Genomic DNA, 20,561 nt, shown 5'->3' with positions numbered 1-20,561 from the left:
GCCTCAGGCCAGGTAGCCGAGGTGCTCCAGCAGAATGTTGACGCCGATACCGATCAGCACCACGCCGCCGAGGATCTCGGCGCGTTTGCCCAGCAGCGGGCCGATAAAGCGGCCAATCATCATGCCCAGCGTCGCCATGATCATGGTGGCGCAGCCGATGGCCATGGCGGTATGCACGATATTCACCTGCAGGAAGGCCAGGCCGACGCCGATAGCCATCGCGTCGAGGCTGGTTGCGATAGCGGTGGCCACCAAGATCCAGAAGCCGTGGCGTTTGACCTTCTCTTCCTCATCGGGCCTGTTGCGCACCCCTTCGACGATCATGCGCATGCCGAGAATGAACAGCAGGGAGAAGGCGACCCAGTGGTCCCATTCCATGATGTATTGGCTGGCGAACAGACCGATGGCCCAACCGATGAGCGGGGTGATCGCTTCGACCACGCCGAAGATCAGGCCGGTGCGGATCGCTTCGCGGAAACGGGGTTGATGCAGGCTGGCACCTTTGCCGATCGACGCGGCGAAAGCATCCATGGACATGCCAAAAGCGAGAATGAGTGTTGCTGAAAGGTTCATGTGAAATAGCCTCGGCCGGGTGGCTCCATATACACGTAACCCACCCCCAACCAAACGACGGAGTTACGTGTCTATGGTCTCGCCAACCTTACCTGGCTGCCCGCACCACGTTTCATACGGCGAAACGAGTATGTTGATACGGGCGTTTCTGGCGTTTTATTCTCCAGAAACCGGCTACTCCCCAATGACGGCGCAACCATACCATATTATTTCTGCCATCGACAACTTTATTCTAGAGTCATGTTCGCTCTTAATTGAGACTCGTTTTCATTAATCTAAGTTCATGCGGGAATATAATGTAGACGTGGGTAACAATGTTGCGGAAATAATAGTCAGAGTGAAAATGGCGCTGCCGATTAATTATCCACAAGCAGCGCAAGGTTTGAGCGAAAGTAAAATGAGTTTTTCTTTATCTATTGATTATCAATGAAAAAGTGGTAAATCTTCTCCAGGTCATCCAAGTGCGTCACCTGAACCAACAGCCGGCGCTGTTCCAGGTCGACGGCCAGAATGCCATCCTCCGATAAATTCATGGCTTTAATGCGGTTATATTCGACAAACACATTGGCGAAGAAAAATCCGTGTGCTTTAAACACCATCTTGGGGGCGCGAATATAAGAGATATAGATCGCGAGCAGCGCCAAAGAAATAAGCAAATAGGTGGTTAATACCGCACCGTTGGTGGTGACGTTGCGGTAAATCAGAATGGCGATCAGGCCGACGAAAATCAGGCTGTCGAGGCGATGGCGGCGTTTGAGCGCCACTTTCAGCCGCGTTTTACCTTTCAGCAGGTCCATGCCGAATTCGTCGTACAGCGAATACAGCAACAGCAGGGCGATAAACAGCATCAGTACGGCGTCGGTCAGTGACATCTCTTGCTCCACACATAAAAAAGCCGGGGGTTGCCCCCCGGCCGATTCGAACGATTACAGGCCCAGCAGGCCAATCCAATAGCCAAAGATGCCGATGACGAAGAAGCCGATGATGATCCACAGCGCATTGACTTTTTTGCGCAGCAGCCACATACAGGCGAAGGTCAACAGCAGTGGCACCAGGCCCGGCATCAGCTGGTCGAGGATGGTCTGCACCGTGGTGACGTTGGTATGCCCGGTCTGGTCGGTGATCTTGGACACCACCAGCGGGATATTCACGTGCGTCCACTTGTTGACCAAGGCGCCCATAACAAACAGGCCGAGAATGGACGCCCCTTCCGTCAGTTTTTGCAGGAAGCCGCCGCCCATGTCGTTGACGATATCCACCCCTTTACGGTAACCGTAGGCCACGCCGTAGTAGCGGGTCAGCAGGCGCACCAGGTTGAACAGCACGAAGAACAGGATCGGCCCGAGCAGGCTGCCACTCATGGCGATGCCGGCGCCGAGCGCGGCGAACACCGGCCGCACGGTGCCCCAGAAAATCGGGTCACCGACGCCCGCCAATGGCCCCATCAGACCGACCTTGATGCCGTTGATCGCACCGTCGTCGATCGGCGCGCCGTTGGCGCGTTGCTCTTCCATCGCCATGGTCACGCCGAGCACCGGCGCCGCCACGTAAGGGTGGGTGTTGAAGAACTCGAGGTGGCGCTTGATCGCCTGTTTGCGATCGTCATTGTTTTCCGGATACAGGCGACGGATCACCGGTACCATCGAGAAGCAAAAACCCAGCGCCTGCATGCGCTCGAAGTTCCACGACCCCTGGAACAGGTTGGAGCGCAGGAATACGCCGCGAATATCGGCCGGCGTGAGTTTCTTTTGAGCAGTTGTATCAACCATTTCTCTCACCTATTCCTAGTCGAGTTCGTTATCGAGATCGTTCGCATTAGCCGGGCCGGCCTGGACAACCTGGGACTTGTTGTATTTCGGGCTGAGCTGGATATACAGCACGGCCATCACCACGCCGATGACGCCGAGCGCCACCAGGTTGAAGTTGGTGAAGGCGGCGGTCACGAAACCAAGGTAGAAGAACGGCATCAGGTAGCCGGCGCGCATCATGTTAATCACCATCGCGTAACCGACCACCACGATCATGCCGCCGGCGATGTTCAGGCCGCTGGTGACCACTTCCGGGATCGAGTTGAGCAGGGCGTGTACGCCGGCGGTGCCAACCGAGATGGCGACGATGACCGCCGGAATGGCGATACGCATCGCCTGCAGCAGCAGGGCGCCGATGTGGATCCAGGTGATGGCCCGCAGGCTGCCGCGCTCCGCCGCGCTGTCCGCCGCGTGCTGGAAGGCCACGGTGAGGGTACGTACGATGATGGTCAACACCTGGCCGGCCGCCGCCAGCGGAATGGCCAGGGCGATACCGGCGCCGACGCTTTGCCCGCCGGCGATGACCAGAATGGTCGAGATGATGGACGCCAGGGCGGCATCCGGCGCGACTGCCGCACCGATGTTCATCCAGCCCAGGGCAATCATTTCCAGCGTACCGCCGATAATGATGCCGGTTTTCATATCGCCGAGAATGAAGCCGATCAGGGTACAGGCGACCAGCGGACGGTGGAACTGAAACTCGTCGAGGACGGAACCCATCCCGGCGATACAGGCAACGATAAATATCAGCACAATCTGAAGAGTGGTGATCTCCATTGCACTTCTCCTATGACCAAAAAGCTCTGAGTAAAATAATCAGCGGCTGGCGCCACTAATTGAGTTTGTTAATCAGGTCCATCATTTTTAGCCGGCTGTCGGACGAGACCTTACGCACCTCCAGCTCGATACCGCGATCGTTCAGTTTCTTAAACGCTTCGATATCTTTTTCATCGACGGAAACGGCGTTGTTCACCTGGGTTTTCCCCTGGCGGAACGCCATGCCGCCGATATTGACGGATTGAATATCCACGCCGCCTTCCACCAGACGCAAGACGTCGGTCGGGTTGGTAAACAGCAGCATTACGCGGTCGTTGGCGTACTTCGGGTTGTTCCAAACGCGGATCGCCTTCGCCACGTCCACCACGTGAGCGGTGACGCCCGGCGGGGCGACCTGGGTCAGCAGGGTTTTGCGCACATGGTCGGCGGCGACTTCATCGCTGACGACGATAATGCGGCTGACGTTGGTTTCTTTGGTCCAGCGGGTGGCGACCTGGCCGTGAATCAAACGGTCATCGATGCGCGCCAGGCCGATTTTCATGTGGTCGTTCGGCCCCAGCGGCGCCTGAGGGGCAGCGGCTTTGGCGACGGGTGCTGCGGGTTTTGCGGGTTCTTCCTGCGGTTTTTTCAGCGCTTTCACGCCTTCGCGGCCGGTTTCCAACGCCAGCGCCACCAGTTCATCGAAGGCGGGGTTGTCGTCCCGCGCCATGAAGGTTTCCACCAGCATCGGAATGTTGACCCCGGTGACGACCTCATAGTTTTCTTTGTCGACCGCAATGCGGCTGGCGGCGTTGAACGGGCTGCCGCCCCAGGTATCCACCAGGAACAGCACGCCGCCGCTGGTATCCAACCCACTGATTTTTTCGTTGTACTTGACGATTAACGTTTCGGCATTCTCACCGGGAACGAAGTCTATAAAGGCGACGTTGTCCTGCTCGCCCAATAGCATCTCCGCCGTTTTCAGCAGTTGTTCCGCTGCAGCCCCGTGTGTGCCGATGATAATAGCTATTGCCACTCGCTACCTCCTCGTTGAACTCCAGGCGCGGTTTGTGTCGTTTCTCCGCGCCGTCTTGGCAGTCACTTCCGCGGTTCAGATACATTATGGTAGAAAAAAAGAAACGCACGCCTAACATTTCTCACGCAGTTTCAAATGCCTGTGCGTGATGCTTCACGAACGCGACATTTATTTTAGTGAGTGAAAAAATATTTTTTGTGACGCTGCTCCGTTATTGAATGCTCGGATAAATCTTAGCTGTCGCAGATGATACGGCGCGGCGCCATGCTAAACCGCCGTTGAAAAAGCCGCTTTGTCCCCCAGAAAAATCCTGATACAGTAATTTCCTCTTTCATCACTAAGGAGTGAAGGGCCTCAGCCCTCCCTATGGACTGTCACCGAAGTTACTGTTTTACCAGGTTTCACCCGCCACCTGCTGGCGTTGCATATGCTGTTCGGCCATTCGGCCATCTCCCGGTAACCCCATCCCGTCACTTTGCTATTGTCGACTGCGCCCATGCAGCGGCGGCATCGTCACGTCTGAGCGGTGTGCGCTCATTCCCACTTTTCTCTGGAGTCTGATATGGAATTTTTAATGGACCCCTCTATTTGGGCGGGGTTGCTTACGCTGGTGGTGCTGGAAATCGTGCTGGGCATCGACAACCTGGTGTTCATCGCCATTTTGGCCGACAAGCTGCCGCCGAAGCAGCGCGATAAGGCGCGCATCATTGGCCTGTCGCTGGCGTTGCTGATGCGTTTGGGCCTGCTGTCGGTGATCTCCTGGATGGTAACCCTGACTACGCCGCTGTTCAGCGTCGGCGATTTCAGCTTCTCCGGCCGCGATTTGATCCTGCTGTTCGGCGGGGTGTTCCTGCTGTTCAAGGCGACCATGGAGCTGCACGAACGGCTGGAAGGGCAGACGCACCAGGACGGCGCCAACCGCGGTTACGCCAAGTTCTGGGCGGTGGTGGTGCAGATCGTGATCCTTGACGCGGTGTTTTCGCTCGATGCGGTGATTACCGCCGTGGGTATGGTGAACGATCTGCCGGTGATGATGGCGGCGGTGGTGATCGCGATGGCGGTGATGCTGTTGGCGTCGAAGCCGTTGACCAACTTCGTCAACGCGCACCCGACCATCGTGGTGCTGTGCCTGAGTTTCCTGTTGATGATTGGCCTTAGCCTGATCGCCGAAGGCTTCGGTTTGCACATTCCTAAAGGCTACCTGTATGCCGCTATCGGCTTCTCGATCCTGATTGAATTGTTCAACCAGATCGCGCGTCGCAACTTCATCAAGCATCAAGCGCGTCGCCCGATGCGCGAGCGCACCGCGGAAGCGATCATGCGCCTGATGGGGCAGCAGCGTACACAGCAGACGGACGATGCGGTCGCCTTGCCGAGGGATGAAACCTTTGCGGCGGAAGAGCGCTATATGATCAGCGGCGTGTTGACGCTGGCCTCGCGTTCATTGCGCAGCGTGATGACGCCGCGCACCGACATTTCCTGGGTCGACTGCGAGCGCTCCCGCGAGGAGGTACGCGCACAGCTGCTGGATACGCCGCACAGCCTGTTCCCGGTGTGTCGTGATTCGGTGGATGAGATTGTCGGCGTGGTACGCGCCAAGGATCTGCTGGTGGCGCTGGAGCAGGGTGAAGACATCGCCGAGTTCGCCGCCCGCACGCCGCCGATCGTGGTGCCGGAAACCATGGACGTCATCAAGCTGCTGGCGGTGCTGCGTCGCGCCAAAGGGCGTCTGGTGGTGGTCACCAATGAGTTCGGCGTCGTGCAGGGGCTGGTGACGCCGCTGGACGTGCTGGAAGCGATTGCCGGTGAATTCCCGGACGAGGACGAAACGCCGGACATCGTGGCGGAAGGCGACGGCTGGCTGGTGAAGGGCGGAACCGATCTGCACTCGCTGGAACAGGCGCTGGCCTGCGATGATCTGGTCAGCCCCACCGCCGACTACGCCACCCTGGCGGGGCTGCTGTTGGCCCACTACGGGCAGATGCCGGTGGCGGGAGATACCATCGAGCTGAACCACCTGCGTTTCGATATCGTTGAGGTGTCCGAATACCGTATCGAACTGGTGCGCGTTACCCGCGTCGCCCTGGACGATCCGGCGCACGCGTAACCCTCCCGCCGGGGGCTCAGGCCTCCGGCGGATCCTCTTCCGCTTTCCTGACGCGCGATTCGTACTGCTGCAGCCACAGCGGGAAAACATGAATCGGCATCGGCTTGGCGAAATAATACCCCTGCAGGGCATTGACCTCGCGTGAGCGCAGATAGTCGGCCTGTTCCTCCGTTTCCACCCCCTCTGCCACCAGTTTCAGCTTCAGGCGCTGCGCCAGCGTAATGATGGTGTCGGTCACCGTGGCGTTGACCGCATCGGTGCCGATGGCGGCGGTAAACCCGCGATCGATCTTCAAGACGTCCGGACTGAGGTTTTTCAGGTAGCTCAGCGAGCTGTGGCCGGTGCCGAAATCGTCGATGGCCAGCATGATCCCCATGTCTTTCAGCGTGCGGATCTGGTCATACTGGATCGCCGACAGCGCGGTGCGTTCGGTCAGCTCCAGCATCAATGAGGGCATCGGGTGCGCCGGCAGCCAAATCTGGCGGATATCGTCGATGATGTTGAGCGTTTTAAAGTGCTCGGCGGCGACGTTGATGCTGATGTAGAAGGACGGTCGTGGCGGGAACAGCTGCAGATTTTCCGTCACGGTGTTCATCAGGTAGCGAGTGAGCGGAATGATGAGCTCATGCTGCTCGGCCAGCGGAATAAACACGTCAGGCGAGATCCATCCTTGTCGCTTCTTTTTCCAACGCAGCAGCATCTCGACGCCAGCGCAGCGCCCGGTGTCGCTGTGGATGATAGGCTGACAGTAGACGCGGAACTCCCGATGAGTGATGGCATGGCCGATGTGGTAAGACAGGCTCATGCGGTTGGCGGTGAGCAGATAGACCACATAGGCCGCCAGCAGGCTGATCAACAGCGCCAGCGGGATATGGCGCGGCAATGCGGACAGCGCCAGCATGCCGATCTGTGGGCCGAACAGTGAAATCGAGAACGGGTACAGCGCGGAGCCGGCGGTGTAGCGCAGGTCGTTGGTCAGGGTGTCGCGGCTCAGGATTTCGCGGCGGCCATATTCCAGGCTGCTGTCGTCCACGTTCAGGACCACTCGCTGAACGTAAGGCTCTTGCGGTTCGAGTAAAAAGTTGGACAGCAGCTCGATATTGAATACGTGCAGCACGCCGCTGGTTTTATCACGGGGGGATGGCGTCCACATCACCAGCGTGGGCAGGCCTTTGCTGACCGCCAGTGAGGGGCGCAGCGCCAGCCTGGCGTTGCTGTCGACGAAGGTGGGCATCACCGCGGCCAGCTGATAATGACGGGTGCCAAACAGGCTGGAGCAGTAAATAACACCGTTTTTCACCAGCAACATCGCGCGTAGCGCCTGATTTTGCGCGGCGCGAAAGCGCAGGGTCGATGAAACGTTTTCGCAGGGTTGGTCCAGCATGTCCATACTGCGTTCCGCCTGCATCTGCGCTGGCGTCAGCAATTGGTTGATCTTGCCGACGGTGCGGGTAGCCAACGTCTGCTGGCTCTGCTCGATGCTTTTGACCTCTTGATAGTAACGGGTATACAGCGATACCAACAGAATAGCCACGCCCACCGCTCCGGCCAGCAGCCAACGGTAGTAACGATATCGGGACGCGGCGAGGTGGGCCATCAACATCCGGTAAATCCTTGTTCGGTAATCCAGCTCCGAGTCACAGTCAGGCCATAGATCCTTAAGTTGCGCTCGGCTAATTCTAGCCTGAGGTTATACAAGATTGATGGTAACTCAGTAAATTATTTCAGTATGGTAAAACAGAAGGCCAATTTGCAGGCTAACCGCCCGATCGATGAGAAAAATGCAGGATATTTTCTGGTGACATTGTCACTAAAAGCGGTCAATGAATTGATTACCCATAAAAAACCCCGCCGGGCGGCGGGGTTGTCTGTCAGTCGCATTGCACCTTGATCGCCAGGCCGCCGCGTGACGTTTCGCGGTACTTGGCGTTCATGTCTTTGCCGGTTTCGTACATGGTCTCGATCACCTTATCCAGCGAAACGCGCGGCTCGCTGGTGCGGCGCAGGGCCATGCGGGCGGCGTTGATCGCCTTGACCGAAGCGATGGCGTTGCGCTCGATGCACGGTACCTGTACCTGGCCGGCAACCGGGTCGCAGGTCAGACCCAGGTTGTGTTCCATGCCGATCTCCGCCGCCACGCACACCTGTTCAGGGCTGCCGCCCAGCAGCTCGGCCAGACCGGCCGCCGCCATGGAGCAGGCCACGCCGACTTCACCCTGGCAGCCAACTTCGGCGCCGGAAATGGAAGCGTTCATCTTGTACAGCGCGCCGATGGCGCCTGCCGCCATAAAGTAGCGGATATAGATATCCGGGCTGACGGATTCGATGAAGTGATCGTAGTAAGCCAGCACCGCGGGCACGATGCCGCAGGCGCCGTTGGTCGGCGCGGTGACCACGCGGCCGCCGGCGGCGTTCTCTTCGTTCACCGCCAGCGCGAACATGTTGACCCAGTCGATTACGTTCATCGGATCGTTGGACAGTTTGTCCGACGCCACCAGCATGCGGCGCAGCGCGGAGGCACGGCGCGGCACGCGCAGCGGCCCCGGCAGCACGCCTTCGGTGTTCAGACCGCGATCGATACAGGCACGCATGGTTTGCCAGACGTTACCGAAGTAGGTGTCGATCTCTTGCTTGCTGTGCAGCGCCAGCTCGTTCTGCATCACCATGCCGGACAGCGACAGGCCGGTCTCGCGGCAGTGGTCGAGCATTTCGCGCGCGGAGTTGAACGGATAAGGCATTTTCAGCTCTTGCTCGCCGGCCTTGCCAAAGTTCTCCTCGTCGACGATGAAGCCGCCGCCGATGGAGTAGTAGGTCTTGCTGTACACTTCTTTCTCGCCGGCGAAGGCGTGGATCTGCATGCCGTTCTCATGCAGCGGCAGGTTGTCGCTGCGGAAGACCATGCCGCCGTCGCGCGGGAAATCGACTTCATGCAGGCCGTTGGCCAGCATCAGGCGTTGACGTTGCTCTACATCGCGAATAAAACCCGGAATGCTATCGATATCGACGGTGTCCGGCATATTGCCGGCCAGGCCGAGAATGATGGCGATATCGGTATGGTGACCTTTACCGGTCAATGAGAGTGAGCCGTAAACGTCTACGGCAACACGCGTGATAGAAGGCATCAGGCCTTTATTTACCAGATCGTCGACAAACTGTTTGCCGGCTTTCATCGGTCCAACCGTATGAGAGCTGGACGGGCCGATGCCGATCTTAAACATGTCGAAAACGCTAATCACGCTAAAACTCCTTAAAGAGACGTATTGTTATGGCTGCGGCGGTTAAAAACCGCGCAGGGAACAGCGATATTGTAAAAGGGCCGTACGGGTTCGGCTGCCTTTTTCGCATGAAATTAAATAATCCGTGGTGTCGCTTTTTTTGCTGATTACCCGGGGCGAACCCTTAAGCGGGGTATCCGCTTTCGCCTAAGCTCCATTAACGGTAATCGCGCCAGCTTTCCGTGCTGAACGCCGCCGGCTTAATCCCTGTTTCTACAGTGGTTTATCTCGGACGGTGGTATTTTACAGGTATTTCGTAAGGTTTAAGAGAGGGTTTACAGTTTTTTTAAAACCATTCAACCGGAACGGTAGTTGAAAAAGCGATCAAATGAAGTGATTTCGATCGCTTTACCTGCAGCGGACGTCGACGGCCATGCCAGATTGCGAGTCAGATCACGCAATGCGGGTCAAATACTGACCTGCTGCGCCAGGCGGCGAATAATGGCGGCGGTCAGCCCCCAGATAAACTGGCTGTGATACCAGGAGAGGTAAAGGCGGTGCGTGTGGCCGGCGCGATGGATATCCAGCGGGTAGTAACGCGACAGGGTCAGCGCTTCCCGCAGGGGCATCTCGAACACGTCCGCCACTTCGCCCTCGTTGGCGTGGAACTGCACGTCCGGCGGGATGAGGCCGACGATGGGCGTGACCTGAAATCCGGTGCTGCTGTCGAGCGGCGCCATTTGGCCGAGGACGGTTACCGCGTGTGGCGGTATCGCCACTTCTTCCTGCGCTTCCCGCAGCGCCGTGACGATCGCCGACCCGTCTTCGGCATCGGTTTTCCCGCCGGGGAAGGCCACCTGGCCGGCATGTTTACGCAGCGAATCGGCACGGCGGGTCAACAGCAAGGTGGGCTCGGCGCGGCAAACGATCGGGATCAGCACCGCCGCCGGGCGCACATTGTGCGAGATCTGCGCCGCCTGCGGTAACTGCAGTTGAAAACGGCTGATAAAGGCGTGCAGTGAGGCCGGTGAATTCGATGGGATCACGACAGGGAGTACTCCCCAAGCTGCGGCAGAATACGACCAACCTTGTCGAAGGTTTCCTGGTATTCCGCCTGTTCCTGGCTGTCTGCCACGATGCCGCCGCCGGCGGAGCAGTGGATGCGGCCGTTTTCGGTGACGAGCGTGCGGATGGTGATGTTGGTGTCCATGGTGCCGCAGGCGCTCAGGTAACCGATGCTGCCGCAATAGGCGTTGCGACGCTGCGGCTCCAGCTCTTCGATGATTTCCATCGCCCGCACCTTGGGCGCGCCGGTGATCGAACCGCCGGGGAAGCAGGCGCGCAGCAGCTCGGTGGCCGAGGCCTGCTCCGGCAGGGTGGCGGTAATGGTGCTCACCAGGTGATGTACCGCCGGGAACGGCTCCACGACGAACAGTTCCGGCACCCGTACGCTGCCGGGCTGGGCGACGCGGCCGATATCGTTGCGCAGCAGATCGACGATCATCAGATTTTCAGCGCGGTCCTTGGGCGAATCGGCCAAACGGCGAGCCTGTGCGGCGTCTTGTTCTGCGTCCGCCAGCCGCGGCAGCGTGCCCTTGATCGGGCGGGTTTGGATACGCTGCTGCTCCAGCCAGAGGAAACGCTCGGGAGAGACGCTCAGCACGCTGTTGTGCGGCAGCCGCAGGAAGGCTGAGAACGGCGCACGGTTGCAGGCGCTCAGTCGGCAAAACGCCTGCCATTCGTCCCCCTGGTAGTCGGCGGAGAATCGCTGTGCCAGGTTAATCTGGTAACAGTCGCCGCTGCGCAGGTAGTGCTGAACACGTTGGAACTTCTCGCCGTATTGCCGCCGCGTCATATTGGCATGCCAGCCGCTATGCAGCGTGAAAGGGCGCTCCGCCGGCGCGGTTTGGCGAGTGAGCCAGCGCCAGCGCTGCTCCACATCGCCATAGCTGAGCAGCGTCAGGGTTTGCAATTGGTGGTCGGCGATAGCTGCCCAGTCGTAAATGCCCACCGCCATGTCCGGCAACGCGAGGTCGGCTTCGGCCAACTGCGGCAAGGTTTCCACTCGGCGCCCAAGATCGTAGCCGAACAGTCCCAGGGCACCGCCCTGAAACGGCAGATCCGGGTTAAAGGCCGGCTGCCAACCTTGCTCTGCCAACTGCTGCTGCAGCAGGGAAAACGGATCTTCCTTCGACTGAGTAGTGACGCCGTCACTTTCAATTACCGTGTCGGGGCCACGCGTGGTGAGCGTAACGCGCGGCTGTGCGACCAGAATATCGAAGCGGTTATGCGAGTGATCGGCAAAGCCCGAATGCAGCAACATCGCCCAGGGCTGTGCTGAAAGCGGGGCGAAAAGCGTCATCAGGGCACTGCGGCTATAGGGCAAAGACTTTATGTTTGGGGCGGTTACGCTCATGAACGTCAAAAAACCTGGCTGTGAAGACGGCAATGTCTGGGCGTTAGTGTGCCATAGACGGCTAAGGCATGCATGTTTTGCCATGCGAGACATGCAGCACAGTTCACATAAACGGCAGTTCAATAAACCTGAAATAAGGCATTTTTTGCGCCATTCATTATACTTCGGTATGTTAAAAATTTAACGTCAAATAAACTGGAAGCCTGCTTTATCGAGGGCGCAAGACCCGAGAAATATAAAAACGATTCGTTAATTTCATTAATTTATTGTTACCCATGGTTATTAACTGGGTGATGCGGGAAAGTTTTGCCTGTGTTTTGTCGCGCGGGCCACTCAGTGAAATGGATGCCTGATTTGACACTGTTTTTCTTGCTGAAAGCATGAAAAGACAAAACAAGATAAATCTTATTTAGCCTGTTGCGGAAATCTGAGCGCCTTAGGCCTATTTATCCCCTCTGGCGCTGAATGGATTGATATTTTTAAAAAAATAAAATTATTATTTTGTTACATTATCATTGAAGAGCCGCCTATGTCGTTAATGCTGAGCGTCATCGTCCCGATGCACAATGCGGGAGAATTATTAGAGCCTTTCCTGGCTTCGTTGCTGGCCCAACGCGAACAACGCCTGGAGGTGATCATCGTCAACGATGGTTCTACCGACGGTTCAGGAGAGACCGCGCACCGTTACGCGGCGGCGCATCCGCATATTCGGGTCATCGATCAGGCCAACGCCGGCGTTTCTAACGCGCGTAATGCCGGGCTCGCCGTGGCCCGGGGAAAATACGTGGCGTTTCCCGATGCCGACGATCTGCTGGCGCCGGACATGTATTCCACGCTGCTGGAGCAGGCGGAGCTCCACCAATTAGACGTGATGCAATGCAATGGCGAGCGCTATTTCGCCAGTGAAGACGAATTACAGCCGATTTTTCCCGAGGCACGTTTACAGACCACCGACGTTATCGCCGGCGTACAGTGGTTCGAACGTGCATTGAAATCGAGAAAATTTATTCACGTTGTATGGTTGGCAATATATCGCCTCGATTTTATCCGCCGGCATCGGCTTTATTTTGAACCGGGATTACATCATCAGGATATTCCCTGGACGACCGAGGTCATGTTTAATGCCCAACGGGTCAAATATTTAAGTACGCCGCTGTACCGTCAACGGGTACACGACAAGTCGATCAGCAATCGTCGCCGCACCGGCAAAGCAAACGTGGATTATCAACGCCACTATATGAAAATCGTCGAAATGCTGGAGCGGCTCAATTTGCGCTATGCTGGCAGCATTGCCATTCGTCCGGCTTTTCATTGGCAAATTACCCGTGAAGCGTTGGGCATTTGCCACAGCATTCGCCGTGAGCCGGATCCGGTCGCCCAGAATCAGATTACCGAAGAGTTTTATCAGCGCGGCATCGACAGAGCGATGTTCGCCAACGCGCGCGGCGTGAAGCAGGGGTGGCATGTCATGCTGTGGCGGCATCGCCTGAAGCAGTGGCGCAGCGATAATGGCTGTTCGCAACCGGCCTGAGGCACAAGACGTTGGGATCCGTCGCGTTAGCGCGTATACTCCTTCTCCCTTTTGCCGGAGAGAACGACACATGCATGCAGGTATGCCATTACTGAGTCACGCGGAGCAGCAGGAAGCGGCGGATCGCATCCATCAACTGATGGAGCAGGGCATGAGCAGCGGTGAAGCCATTGCTCGCGTTGCGCAGGAAATTCGTGAGAAGCATCAGGGCGCTCAGGTTGCGGTACTGTTCGATGACGATGATGAAGACGAGCAGCATGATGCCGCACCGGAGGCGTCGCGGGATGACGATGCTGAAGAAGACGAAGACTATTGATGTTATCGGGGCCGCGCAAGCGGCCCCGTCAGTTTCAGCCGTTGACCGCCACGGCGGCGGCGGCTTGTTTCGCCAGCTCCACCGCCTGTTCCGTCGTGCTCGCCGTTGCCAGCGCTACGCCCAGACGACGTTGCCCGGCGATCTCCGGTTTGCCGAACAGGCGCAGCTGGTTGTGCCCGCACAGCGCATTTTCCAATCCGCTGAAACGCACATCGCTGCTGGTGAGCTGCGGCAGGATCACTGCCGAAGCGGAAGGGCCGAACTGGCGGATGGCGCCGATCGGCAACCCGAGAAAAGCGCGAACGTGCAGGGCGAACTCGGACAGATCCTGTGAAATCAACGTGACCATGCCGGTATCGTGCGGGCGCGGTGACACCTCGCTGAAGATCACTTCGTCGCCACAGACGAACAGCTCCACGCCGAACAGCCCGAAACCGCCCAAGGCTTTCACCACTTTCTCCGCGATAGCCTGGGCCCGGCTCAGCGCCGTCGCCGACATCAGTTGCGGCTGCCAGGATTCGCGATAGTCCCCATCCTCCTGACGATGGCCGATCGGCTCGCAGAAGTGCACGCCGTCCACGGCGCTGATGGTCAGCAACGTAATTTCAAAATCGAATCTTACCAGCCCTTCGACGATCACCCGGCCGCCGCCGGCGCGGCCGCCCTGTTGGGCGTAATCCCAGGCGCTTTGCAGTTGTTCAGGCGTGCGGATCAGGCTTTGCCCCTTGCCGGAAGAGCTCATCACCGGTTTGACGATGCACGGATAGCCGATGTGTTCGACCGCCTGCTGGAAAGTCGCCTCGCTGTCGGCAAAGCGATAGCTGGAGGTGGGCAGGCCAAGCTCTTCCGCCGCCAGGCGGCGGATGCCTTCACGGTTCATCGTCAGGCGGGTGGCTTCGGCGCAGGGCACTACGCGGTGGCCCTGGCGTTCAAGTTCGACCAGCATGGCGGTGGCGATCGCTTCGATTTCGGGAACGATATAGTCCGGCCGCTCTTGTTCGATAACGGCTTTCAGCGCGTCACCGTCCAGCATATTGATGACGTGGCTGCGGTGCGCCACATGCATGGCGGGGGCGTCGGGATAGCGATCGACGGCGATCACTTCCAGACCGAGGCGCTGGCATTCAATGGCGACTTCTTTACCCAGCTCCCCGGAGCCGAGCAACATAACGCGGGTGGCGGAAGGGCGCAGGGCGGTTCCAATCGTTAACATAGTTTCGTACCTGGATCGGTGAAAGTAAGCGGATTGATGATCGGCGGGCAGTATATACGAAAACGATTGCGTGCGCAGCCGCCGCGCCAAGTTTGTTGCTAACTGACTGTTTTTATAACAAGCAGAAATATTTGCCCTGCATGGGCGATTGTGCGTTAATAAGCGACGGCGAAAGAAGGCCTACATATAGCAAGGTTTTCGCGTCTCGTGCCGTCAAGGCAGGTTTATCAAGTAAAGGAAACACAAATGAGCAAGATCACTGGTCACGTTAAATGGTTCAACGAAAGCAAAGGTTTCGGCTTCATCACGCCTGCCGACGGCTCTAAAGACGTTTTCGTTCATTTTTCCGCTATCGTTAGCGATGGTTTCAAGACCCTGGCTGAAGGCCAGCAGGTTGAGTTCTCCATCCAGGACAGCCAACGTGGCCCAGCCGCAGCCAACGTCGTTGCTATTTAACGACTGAGCCGCCAAGAAACCCGCCGCCGGCGGGTTTTTTTATGCCCGCTGCCCGTAACGCCGCCCATCTCTGTTATCATTTACCGCTGATTCGGCGCCAGCCTGCGGGCGCGCCGCCATTCCATTCGTCATATAAGAGTTATCGCCGTGAGCACAGTTTCTTTTTCTTCCCTGCCTCTGCCAGCCGAACAGTTGGCCAACCTCAACGAACTGGGGTACGCCAAAATGACGCCGGTGCAGGCCGCCGCGTTGCCCGCCATCCTGCAAGGGCGAGACGTGCGCGCCAAGGCGAAAACCGGTAGCGGTAAAACGGCGGCGTTCGGCATTGGTTTGCTGAATAACATCGTCGTTGCTCAGGTTGCCACGCAGGCGCTGGTGCTCTGTCCCACCCGCGAGCTGGCCGATCAGGTGAGCAAAGAACTGCGCCGCCTGGCGCGCTTCACGCAGAACATCAAAATCCTGACGCTGTGCGGCGGCCAACCGATGGGGCCACAGCTCGATTCGCTGGTGCACGCGCCGCATATCGTGGTGGGAACGCCGGGCCGCATCCAGGAACACCTGCGCAAGAAAACGCTGTTGCTGGACGAGCTGAAGGTGCTGGTGCTGGATGAGGCCGACCGTATGCTGGACATGGGCTTCGCCGACGACATCGACGATGTGATCAGCTACACGCCGCCGCAGCGTCAGACGCTGCTGTTTTCCGCTACCTACCCGGCGGGTATCGAACGCATCAGCGAGCGCGTTCAGCGTCAGCCGCTGAGCGTCGAAGTGGACGATGACGAAGCGCAGACCGCCATCGAACAACGTTTCTATGAGACCACGCGCGATCAGCGGCCGGCGCTGCTGGTGTCGGCCATTCGTTATCATCAACCCGCGTCCTGCGTGGTGTTCTGCAATACCAAACGCGATTGCCAAACGGTGCTTGAGGCCCTGGAGGCCCGCGGTATCAGCGCACTGGCGCTGCATGGCGATCTGGAGCAGCGCGACCGCGACCAGGTGTTGGTGCGTTTTGCCAACCGCAGTTGCCGGGTGTTGGTAGCGACCGACGTCGCCGCTCGCGGGCTGGATATCAAAGAGCTGGAGCTGGTGGTTAACTACGAACTGGCGTTCGATCCTGAAGTGCATGTGCACCGTATCGGTCGTACCGGCCGCGCCGGCATGAGCGGGCTGGCGATCAGCCTGTGCACGCCGCAGGAAATGGCGCGGGCGCACGCGATTGAAGACTACCTGCAGATGACCATTGCCTGGGCGCCGGTGTCCGAGCTGAGCGGGGCCGCCAACGGTTCGCTGGAGGCGGAGATGGTGACGCTGTGCATCGACGGCGGCCGTAAGGCGAAGATCCGCCCCGGCGATATCCTTGGCGCGCTGACCGGCGATGCCGGGCTGACGGCGGCGGAAGTGGGCAAGATCGACATGTTCCCGGTGCATGCCTACGTCGCGATCCGTAAAGCCAGCGCGCGCAAGGCGCTGCAGCAGCTGCAACAGGGCAAAATCAAAGGCAAGAGCTGCAAGGTGCGGCTGCTGAAATAAGCCGAAGGCGGGTGGCGGTTTGCCTTCCCGCCGCTATCTATTTATACTGTATATAATTACAGTTATTTGAGTATTTGAGGACGCACACATGGCGGTTGAAGTTAAATATGTGGTGGTGAGAAACGGTGAGGAAAAAATGACTTTCGCGAGCAAGAAAGAAGCCGACGCCTACGACAAAATGCTGGATTTGGCGGATAACCTCGGAGAGTGGCTGCAACAGGCGCCGCTGAACCTGGACGACGAACAGCGCGAAGGGCTGAGCTTCTTCCTGGCAGAGAATAAGGACGCACTGGGTCTGATTCTGCGCGGCGCATCACCGGCGGAAACCGGCAAAAAACCGACGGAAGCGAAAGCGAAAAAAACGGTCTCTAACTCAAAAGAGGGATCTGCGTCAGAAAAGCAAGCGGCATAATGACTTATGTTGCGGTGTTGTGATGAAAAAGGATCTAAAATGAGCCGTGAAATAACTTTCTTCAGCCGCTTTGAGCAAGACATTCTGGCTGGGCGCAAAACCATCACCATTCGGGATGCCAGTGAGTCGCACTTCGAACCGGGCGAGGTATTGCGCGTAAGCCGCAATGAAGACGGCGTATTTTTCTGCTTTATCGAAGTGCTGTCGGTAACGCCGGTGCGCCTGGATGCGCTGACCGAACGCCACGCACAGCAGGAGAACATGTCGCTGAGCGAGCTGAAGCAGGTGATCAAGGAAATCTATCCGGGCCTGGATGCGCTGTTTGTCATCGAGTTCGTCAAACGGTAACTCTTTGCCGAAACCCTGTTGTGAGCCAGGGATGGGCGCCCGGATAGCGCTAATCACAACGGGAGGACATATGAAAAAAACGGGTTTGGCTATCGCCTTGTTGGCCATGATGGGAGCATCGACTGCGGTGTGGGCGCAGGATCAAGAGCAACGCACCGCCAAGGTGGGGCAGTGTGCCGGTCTGCAGCCGGCGGATATTGCCGCTCAGGTCAAGCGTGATTTCTTGCAGAACCGCATCACGCGCTGGGAGGCGGACAAAAAGCTGCTGGGCACCGCAACCCCGATCGCCTGGGTCAGCCCGGATGCCATCACCGGCAAGGATCAGGTGTGGCAGGTGCCGCTGACGGTGCGGGGTACCAAGATGGATAAAACCTACAACGTGACGCTCAACTGCAACACCGGCGAGATTGCCTACAGCGCGCCGCAGTAATACTTTCCCGCAATAAAAAGCCCGCCGCTCGGCGGGCTTGATACATCAAGACGCGGTCAGTCGCTAAACGGGATCACCAACTCACCCGGTTTCACTTCCAATCCCTTCGCCAGTTTTTTCGCCAGCGCTTCGGTTTTGCTGTTGTCAGGATTCAGCACATAAGCCGGCTTTTGGTCGAAGTAAGATTTCAGCGACTGGTTCAGGTATGGCGTCAGCGCTTTCATTACCGTCTGCATTTTTTCCGGCTGCACGCTGTAATCGGTCAACTCCATATCCTTCAGGTAAATGGCGCCCTGTGCACGGTCGTAAACCGGCTGTGCTTTCAGCGTCAGCTTCAGGTCCGCCGCCTGCGGGCCGAGAATCGACGTGATGTTGACCTTGGCGTCGCCGGAAAGGGTGACTTTACCCGGCTCGCTGCGGCCGATCTGGCTTTGCAGCTGCGTCAGCACGATGTTGGCGTCCACCAGGCCGGGCACGCCGATCTGCTTCTGATAATCATTGTGTTTCTGCAGGTAATCATTCACTTCCTGCTCGCTCAGGGTGTATTGGGTCAGTTGATTGCAACCGGCCAATACGCCGGCGAACAGCAGGGCGGCTGCGCCCATCAGGATCTTCTTCATTAATGCCTCATTGCGACTGCTGGCGAAAAGTGCTGCAGATAATTGATTAATCATTATAAACGTTCCGCCTGCGCGTGAAAACGGCAGGCGGCGATGTGCAGAGGATAGTGCGCGCAAAAGCGGGCGAGACCTATCGGATAACGCCGAAAGCGTCAGCGCCGCAGCCGCAGCGCCAAGAGAATCACGCCGGCCAGGCAGGCTGCGCCCCCCAACAGCGGGAACAGCGGAATGCCCCACAGTCGCAGCGACGAATGCATCAGATAAGGCGCCAGCCCCAGGGCAAAAGCGGCGGTGACGATGGCGATGGCCAGGGTGACGGCGGCGCGTTCCAGCGCTTTGCTCAGCTGGCCGAGGTTACTGACGTTGATATCGGCATTGAGCCGCCCGCGTTTTAGGCGGCGAACCAATAGCCGCAGCGTTTGCGGCAGCTCTTCTCCGGCATCGAGCGTTTCCCCACCCAGGGCCAACAGCCGCTGGCGCACGGCGTCGGGGGCGTAGCGCTGCAGCACCGTTTGTTGCAGCATCGGCTTGAGCGTGGCCACGATGTCGAAGTTTGGATCCAGACGATGCAGCACGCCGTCGGCGGTGATTAATGCCTTGAACAGTAGCACCAGATCGGGCGGCAGCGCCAACTGGTGTTCGCGCGCCATCACCAGCAGGTCGGTCAAGGCTTTACCCAGCGTCAGGGTGGTGGCGGCCTGTTTGTCGAGAAAGTTTTGTGCCGCCAACTCCAGATCCATCAGGTCCAACGGTTCGCTGTCCGACCAGGCGATCAGCGTGTTGACGATGCCTTCGGACTGGCGATCGGCGATGGCCTGCAGCAGCAGGAGCAACTGGTTGCGCCGCCGCTCGGACAGCTGGCCCACCATGCCGAAGTCGATAAAACCGACGCGGTCACCGCTCAGTGCCATGACGTTGCCGGGGTGCGGATCGGCGTGATACAGCCGATGCTCCAGCACCATGCTCATAAAGGCGCGGGCGCCGCGTTGCGCCAGCAGCGGGCCGTCAAAGCCTGCCGCCGCCAGCTGTTCAGGGCTTTCCGGCGCGGTGCCGGGCAAGTATTCCTGCACTAACAGGCGGGGAGAAGAGTATTGCCAATAGATTTTTGGCACCATCACGTCGGGTTGACGCGCGAACATCCCGGCAACGCGGTCGCAGTTATGCCCTTCGTGGGTCAAGTCCAGCTCGTGATTGAGCGCCGTTGCCAACGCTCGGACCATCTGCCGCGGCCGATAGCGCGCCAGCGCCGGGCTCTGCTGCTCCACGGTCTCCGCCAGCGAGGCCAGCAGCCGCAGATCGGCGTGGATGGTTTTCGCCAGACCGGGCCGCAGCACTTTTACCACCACTTGCTCGCCGCTGTGCAAGCGTGCGCGGTAGATTTGCGCCATCGACGCCGCGGCCAGCGGCATGCGATCGAATTCGGCAAATCGCTGTTCCGGCTCGCCCCCCAGATCGGCGATGATTTGCGGCGCCAGCGTTTCCCATGGCAACACCGCCGCCTGGCTGTGCAGGCGATCCAGTTCGTCGGTCCAGGCCGGGTCCAGCAGATCAGAGCGCGTGGCCAGGATCTGACCGAATTTGACGAAGGTGGGGCCCAGCGCTTCGAGCGCTTCGCGCAGACGCTCAGGCAGGGTTTGTGCATCCTGCGGGGCAGATTCACCGCGGGCGCCGCGCAACAAGGCTCCCAGGCCCAGCAGGCGCAGAACGTCTTGCAGACCATAACGAATCAGAACGGAGGTTATTTCCTTCAGCCGCGCCCGGTCGCGAGCGGTGGCGAGCACCATTTTCAACATC

At 58.5% G+C, this 20,561-nt stretch carries 20 protein-coding genes and 1 riboswitch; of the genes, 8 read left to right on the top strand and 12 right to left on the bottom strand.

What is annotated here, in order from left to right; genetic code table 11:
- Positions 1–3 precede the first annotated feature (3 nt).
- The 5 genes from mntP to manX all read right to left on the bottom strand — a co-directional run bounded on the left by mntP (position 4) and on the right by manX (position 4,173).
- Positions 4–573 (bottom strand): manganese efflux pump MntP, encoded by a 570-nt coding sequence (gene mntP, locus QOL81_RS02865; protein ID WP_004927615.1) that lies wholly within the window; start codon positions 571–573, stop codon positions 4–6.
- An 11-nt stretch (positions 574–584) separates the two neighbouring features.
- Positions 585–768, bottom strand: a riboswitch (yybP-ykoY riboswitch).
- A 218-nt stretch (positions 769–986) separates the two neighbouring features.
- Positions 987–1,445, bottom strand: coding sequence for a DUF986 family protein (locus QOL81_RS02860; protein ID WP_159318113.1), 459 nt, complete (start codon positions 1,443–1,445; stop codon positions 987–989).
- Positions 1,446–1,499: 54 nt separating this feature from the next.
- Entirely contained in the window at positions 1,500–2,342 is an 843-nt protein-coding gene (locus QOL81_RS02855) for a PTS mannose transporter subunit IID (RefSeq protein ID WP_033634889.1), read from the bottom strand.
- A 15-nt stretch (positions 2,343–2,357) separates the two neighbouring features.
- Complete coding sequence (locus tag QOL81_RS02850; RefSeq protein WP_033634888.1) at positions 2,358–3,158, bottom strand: PTS mannose/fructose/sorbose transporter subunit IIC; 801 nt, start codon at positions 3,156–3,158, stop codon at positions 2,358–2,360.
- Between the two features lie 55 nt (positions 3,159–3,213).
- Positions 3,214–4,173, bottom strand: coding sequence for a PTS mannose transporter subunit IIAB (gene manX / locus QOL81_RS02845; RefSeq protein ID WP_033654424.1), 960 nt, complete (start codon positions 4,171–4,173; stop codon positions 3,214–3,216).
- A 562-nt stretch (positions 4,174–4,735) separates the two neighbouring features.
- On the opposite strand from manX, the gene QOL81_RS02840 reads away from it, so the two are divergent.
- Positions 4,736–6,280: a TerC family protein gene (locus tag QOL81_RS02840; protein ID WP_049195011.1), complete on the top strand. Its 1,545-nt coding sequence runs from the start codon at positions 4,736–4,738 to the stop codon at positions 6,278–6,280.
- Positions 6,281–6,296: 16 nt separating this feature from the next.
- Here QOL81_RS02840 and QOL81_RS02835 read toward each other — a convergent pair whose 3' ends face one another.
- The 4 genes from QOL81_RS02835 to pabB form a co-directional block, all read right to left on the bottom strand.
- Positions 6,297–7,883, bottom strand: a complete 1,587-nt coding sequence (locus QOL81_RS02835) for an EAL domain-containing protein (RefSeq protein ID WP_283439646.1) — start codon at positions 7,881–7,883, stop codon at positions 6,297–6,299.
- Between the two features lie 268 nt (positions 7,884–8,151).
- Positions 8,152–9,516 carry an L-serine ammonia-lyase gene (gene sdaA / locus QOL81_RS02830; protein WP_060423975.1) on the bottom strand — a complete coding sequence of 455 codons (1,365 nt, stop codon included), beginning with the start codon at positions 9,514–9,516 and terminating at the stop codon, positions 8,152–8,154.
- A 446-nt stretch (positions 9,517–9,962) separates the two neighbouring features.
- Entirely contained in the window at positions 9,963–10,541 is a 579-nt protein-coding gene (locus tag QOL81_RS02825; protein ID WP_060423972.1) for a CoA pyrophosphatase, read from the bottom strand.
- The gene (gene pabB, locus QOL81_RS02820) at positions 10,538–11,911 is read right to left on the bottom strand and encodes an aminodeoxychorismate synthase component 1 (RefSeq protein WP_060424112.1); all 1,374 of its coding nucleotides are present in this window, start codon (positions 11,909–11,911) and stop codon (positions 10,538–10,540) included. Before pabB ends, QOL81_RS02825 begins: the two co-directional genes overlap by 4 nt.
- Positions 11,912–12,440: 529 nt before the next feature.
- Between pabB and QOL81_RS02815 the strand changes: the two genes are divergently transcribed.
- A complete protein-coding gene (locus QOL81_RS02815) occupies positions 12,441–13,442 on the top strand; it encodes a glycosyltransferase (RefSeq protein ID WP_060423969.1) in 1,002 nt (333 codons plus the stop codon).
- A gap of 70 nt (positions 13,443–13,512) precedes the next feature.
- Complete coding sequence (locus QOL81_RS02810) at positions 13,513–13,758, top strand: YoaH family protein (protein ID WP_049202444.1); 246 nt, start codon at positions 13,513–13,515, stop codon at positions 13,756–13,758.
- Positions 13,759–13,792: 34 nt separating this feature from the next.
- Here the strand turns inward: QOL81_RS02810 and purT are convergent, their stop codons facing one another.
- Positions 13,793–14,971, bottom strand: a complete 1,179-nt coding sequence (gene purT / locus QOL81_RS02805) for a formate-dependent phosphoribosylglycinamide formyltransferase (RefSeq protein WP_060423968.1) — start codon at positions 14,969–14,971, stop codon at positions 13,793–13,795.
- Between the two features lie 246 nt (positions 14,972–15,217).
- On the opposite strand from purT, the gene cspE reads away from it, so the two are divergent.
- The 5 genes from cspE (at position 15,218) to yebF (ending at position 18,147) form a co-directional block, all read left to right on the top strand.
- Entirely contained in the window at positions 15,218–15,427 is a 210-nt protein-coding gene (cspE, locus tag QOL81_RS02800; protein ID WP_004927572.1) for a transcription antiterminator/RNA stability regulator CspE, read from the top strand.
- 147 nt (positions 15,428–15,574) lie between these two features.
- The gene (dbpA, locus tag QOL81_RS02795; protein ID WP_060423966.1) at positions 15,575–16,957 is read left to right on the top strand and encodes an ATP-dependent RNA helicase DbpA; all 1,383 of its coding nucleotides are present in this window, start codon (positions 15,575–15,577) and stop codon (positions 16,955–16,957) included.
- Between the two features lie 88 nt (positions 16,958–17,045).
- Complete coding sequence (locus QOL81_RS02790) at positions 17,046–17,369, top strand: YebG family protein (protein WP_060423963.1); 324 nt, start codon at positions 17,046–17,048, stop codon at positions 17,367–17,369.
- 39 nt (positions 17,370–17,408) lie between these two features.
- Positions 17,409–17,717: a N(4)-acetylcytidine aminohydrolase gene (yqfB, locus tag QOL81_RS02785; RefSeq protein ID WP_060423960.1), complete on the top strand. Its 309-nt coding sequence runs from the start codon at positions 17,409–17,411 to the stop codon at positions 17,715–17,717.
- A 70-nt stretch (positions 17,718–17,787) separates the two neighbouring features.
- The gene (gene yebF, locus QOL81_RS02780; protein WP_060423958.1) at positions 17,788–18,147 is read left to right on the top strand and encodes a protein YebF; all 360 of its coding nucleotides are present in this window, start codon (positions 17,788–17,790) and stop codon (positions 18,145–18,147) included.
- 56 nt (positions 18,148–18,203) lie between these two features.
- Here yebF and QOL81_RS02775 read toward each other — a convergent pair whose 3' ends face one another.
- Together QOL81_RS02775 and QOL81_RS02770 are read right to left on the bottom strand one after the other, a co-directional pair.
- Positions 18,204–18,767, bottom strand: a complete 564-nt coding sequence (locus tag QOL81_RS02775; protein ID WP_004927555.1) for a lipoprotein — start codon at positions 18,765–18,767, stop codon at positions 18,204–18,206.
- Positions 18,768–18,919: 152 nt separating this feature from the next.
- Complete coding sequence (locus QOL81_RS02770) at positions 18,920–20,560, bottom strand: ABC1 kinase family protein (RefSeq protein ID WP_283439645.1); 1,641 nt, start codon at positions 20,558–20,560, stop codon at positions 18,920–18,922.
- Position 20,561 lies beyond the last annotated feature (1 nt).

It is taken from the genome of Serratia sp. CC22-02 (assembly GCF_900182895.1).
Taxonomy (GTDB): domain Bacteria; phylum Pseudomonadota; class Gammaproteobacteria; order Enterobacterales; family Enterobacteriaceae; genus Serratia; species Serratia nevei.
The sequence above is the reverse complement of the archived record's forward strand: the minus strand, read 5'-3'. Positions and strand labels throughout refer to the sequence as shown.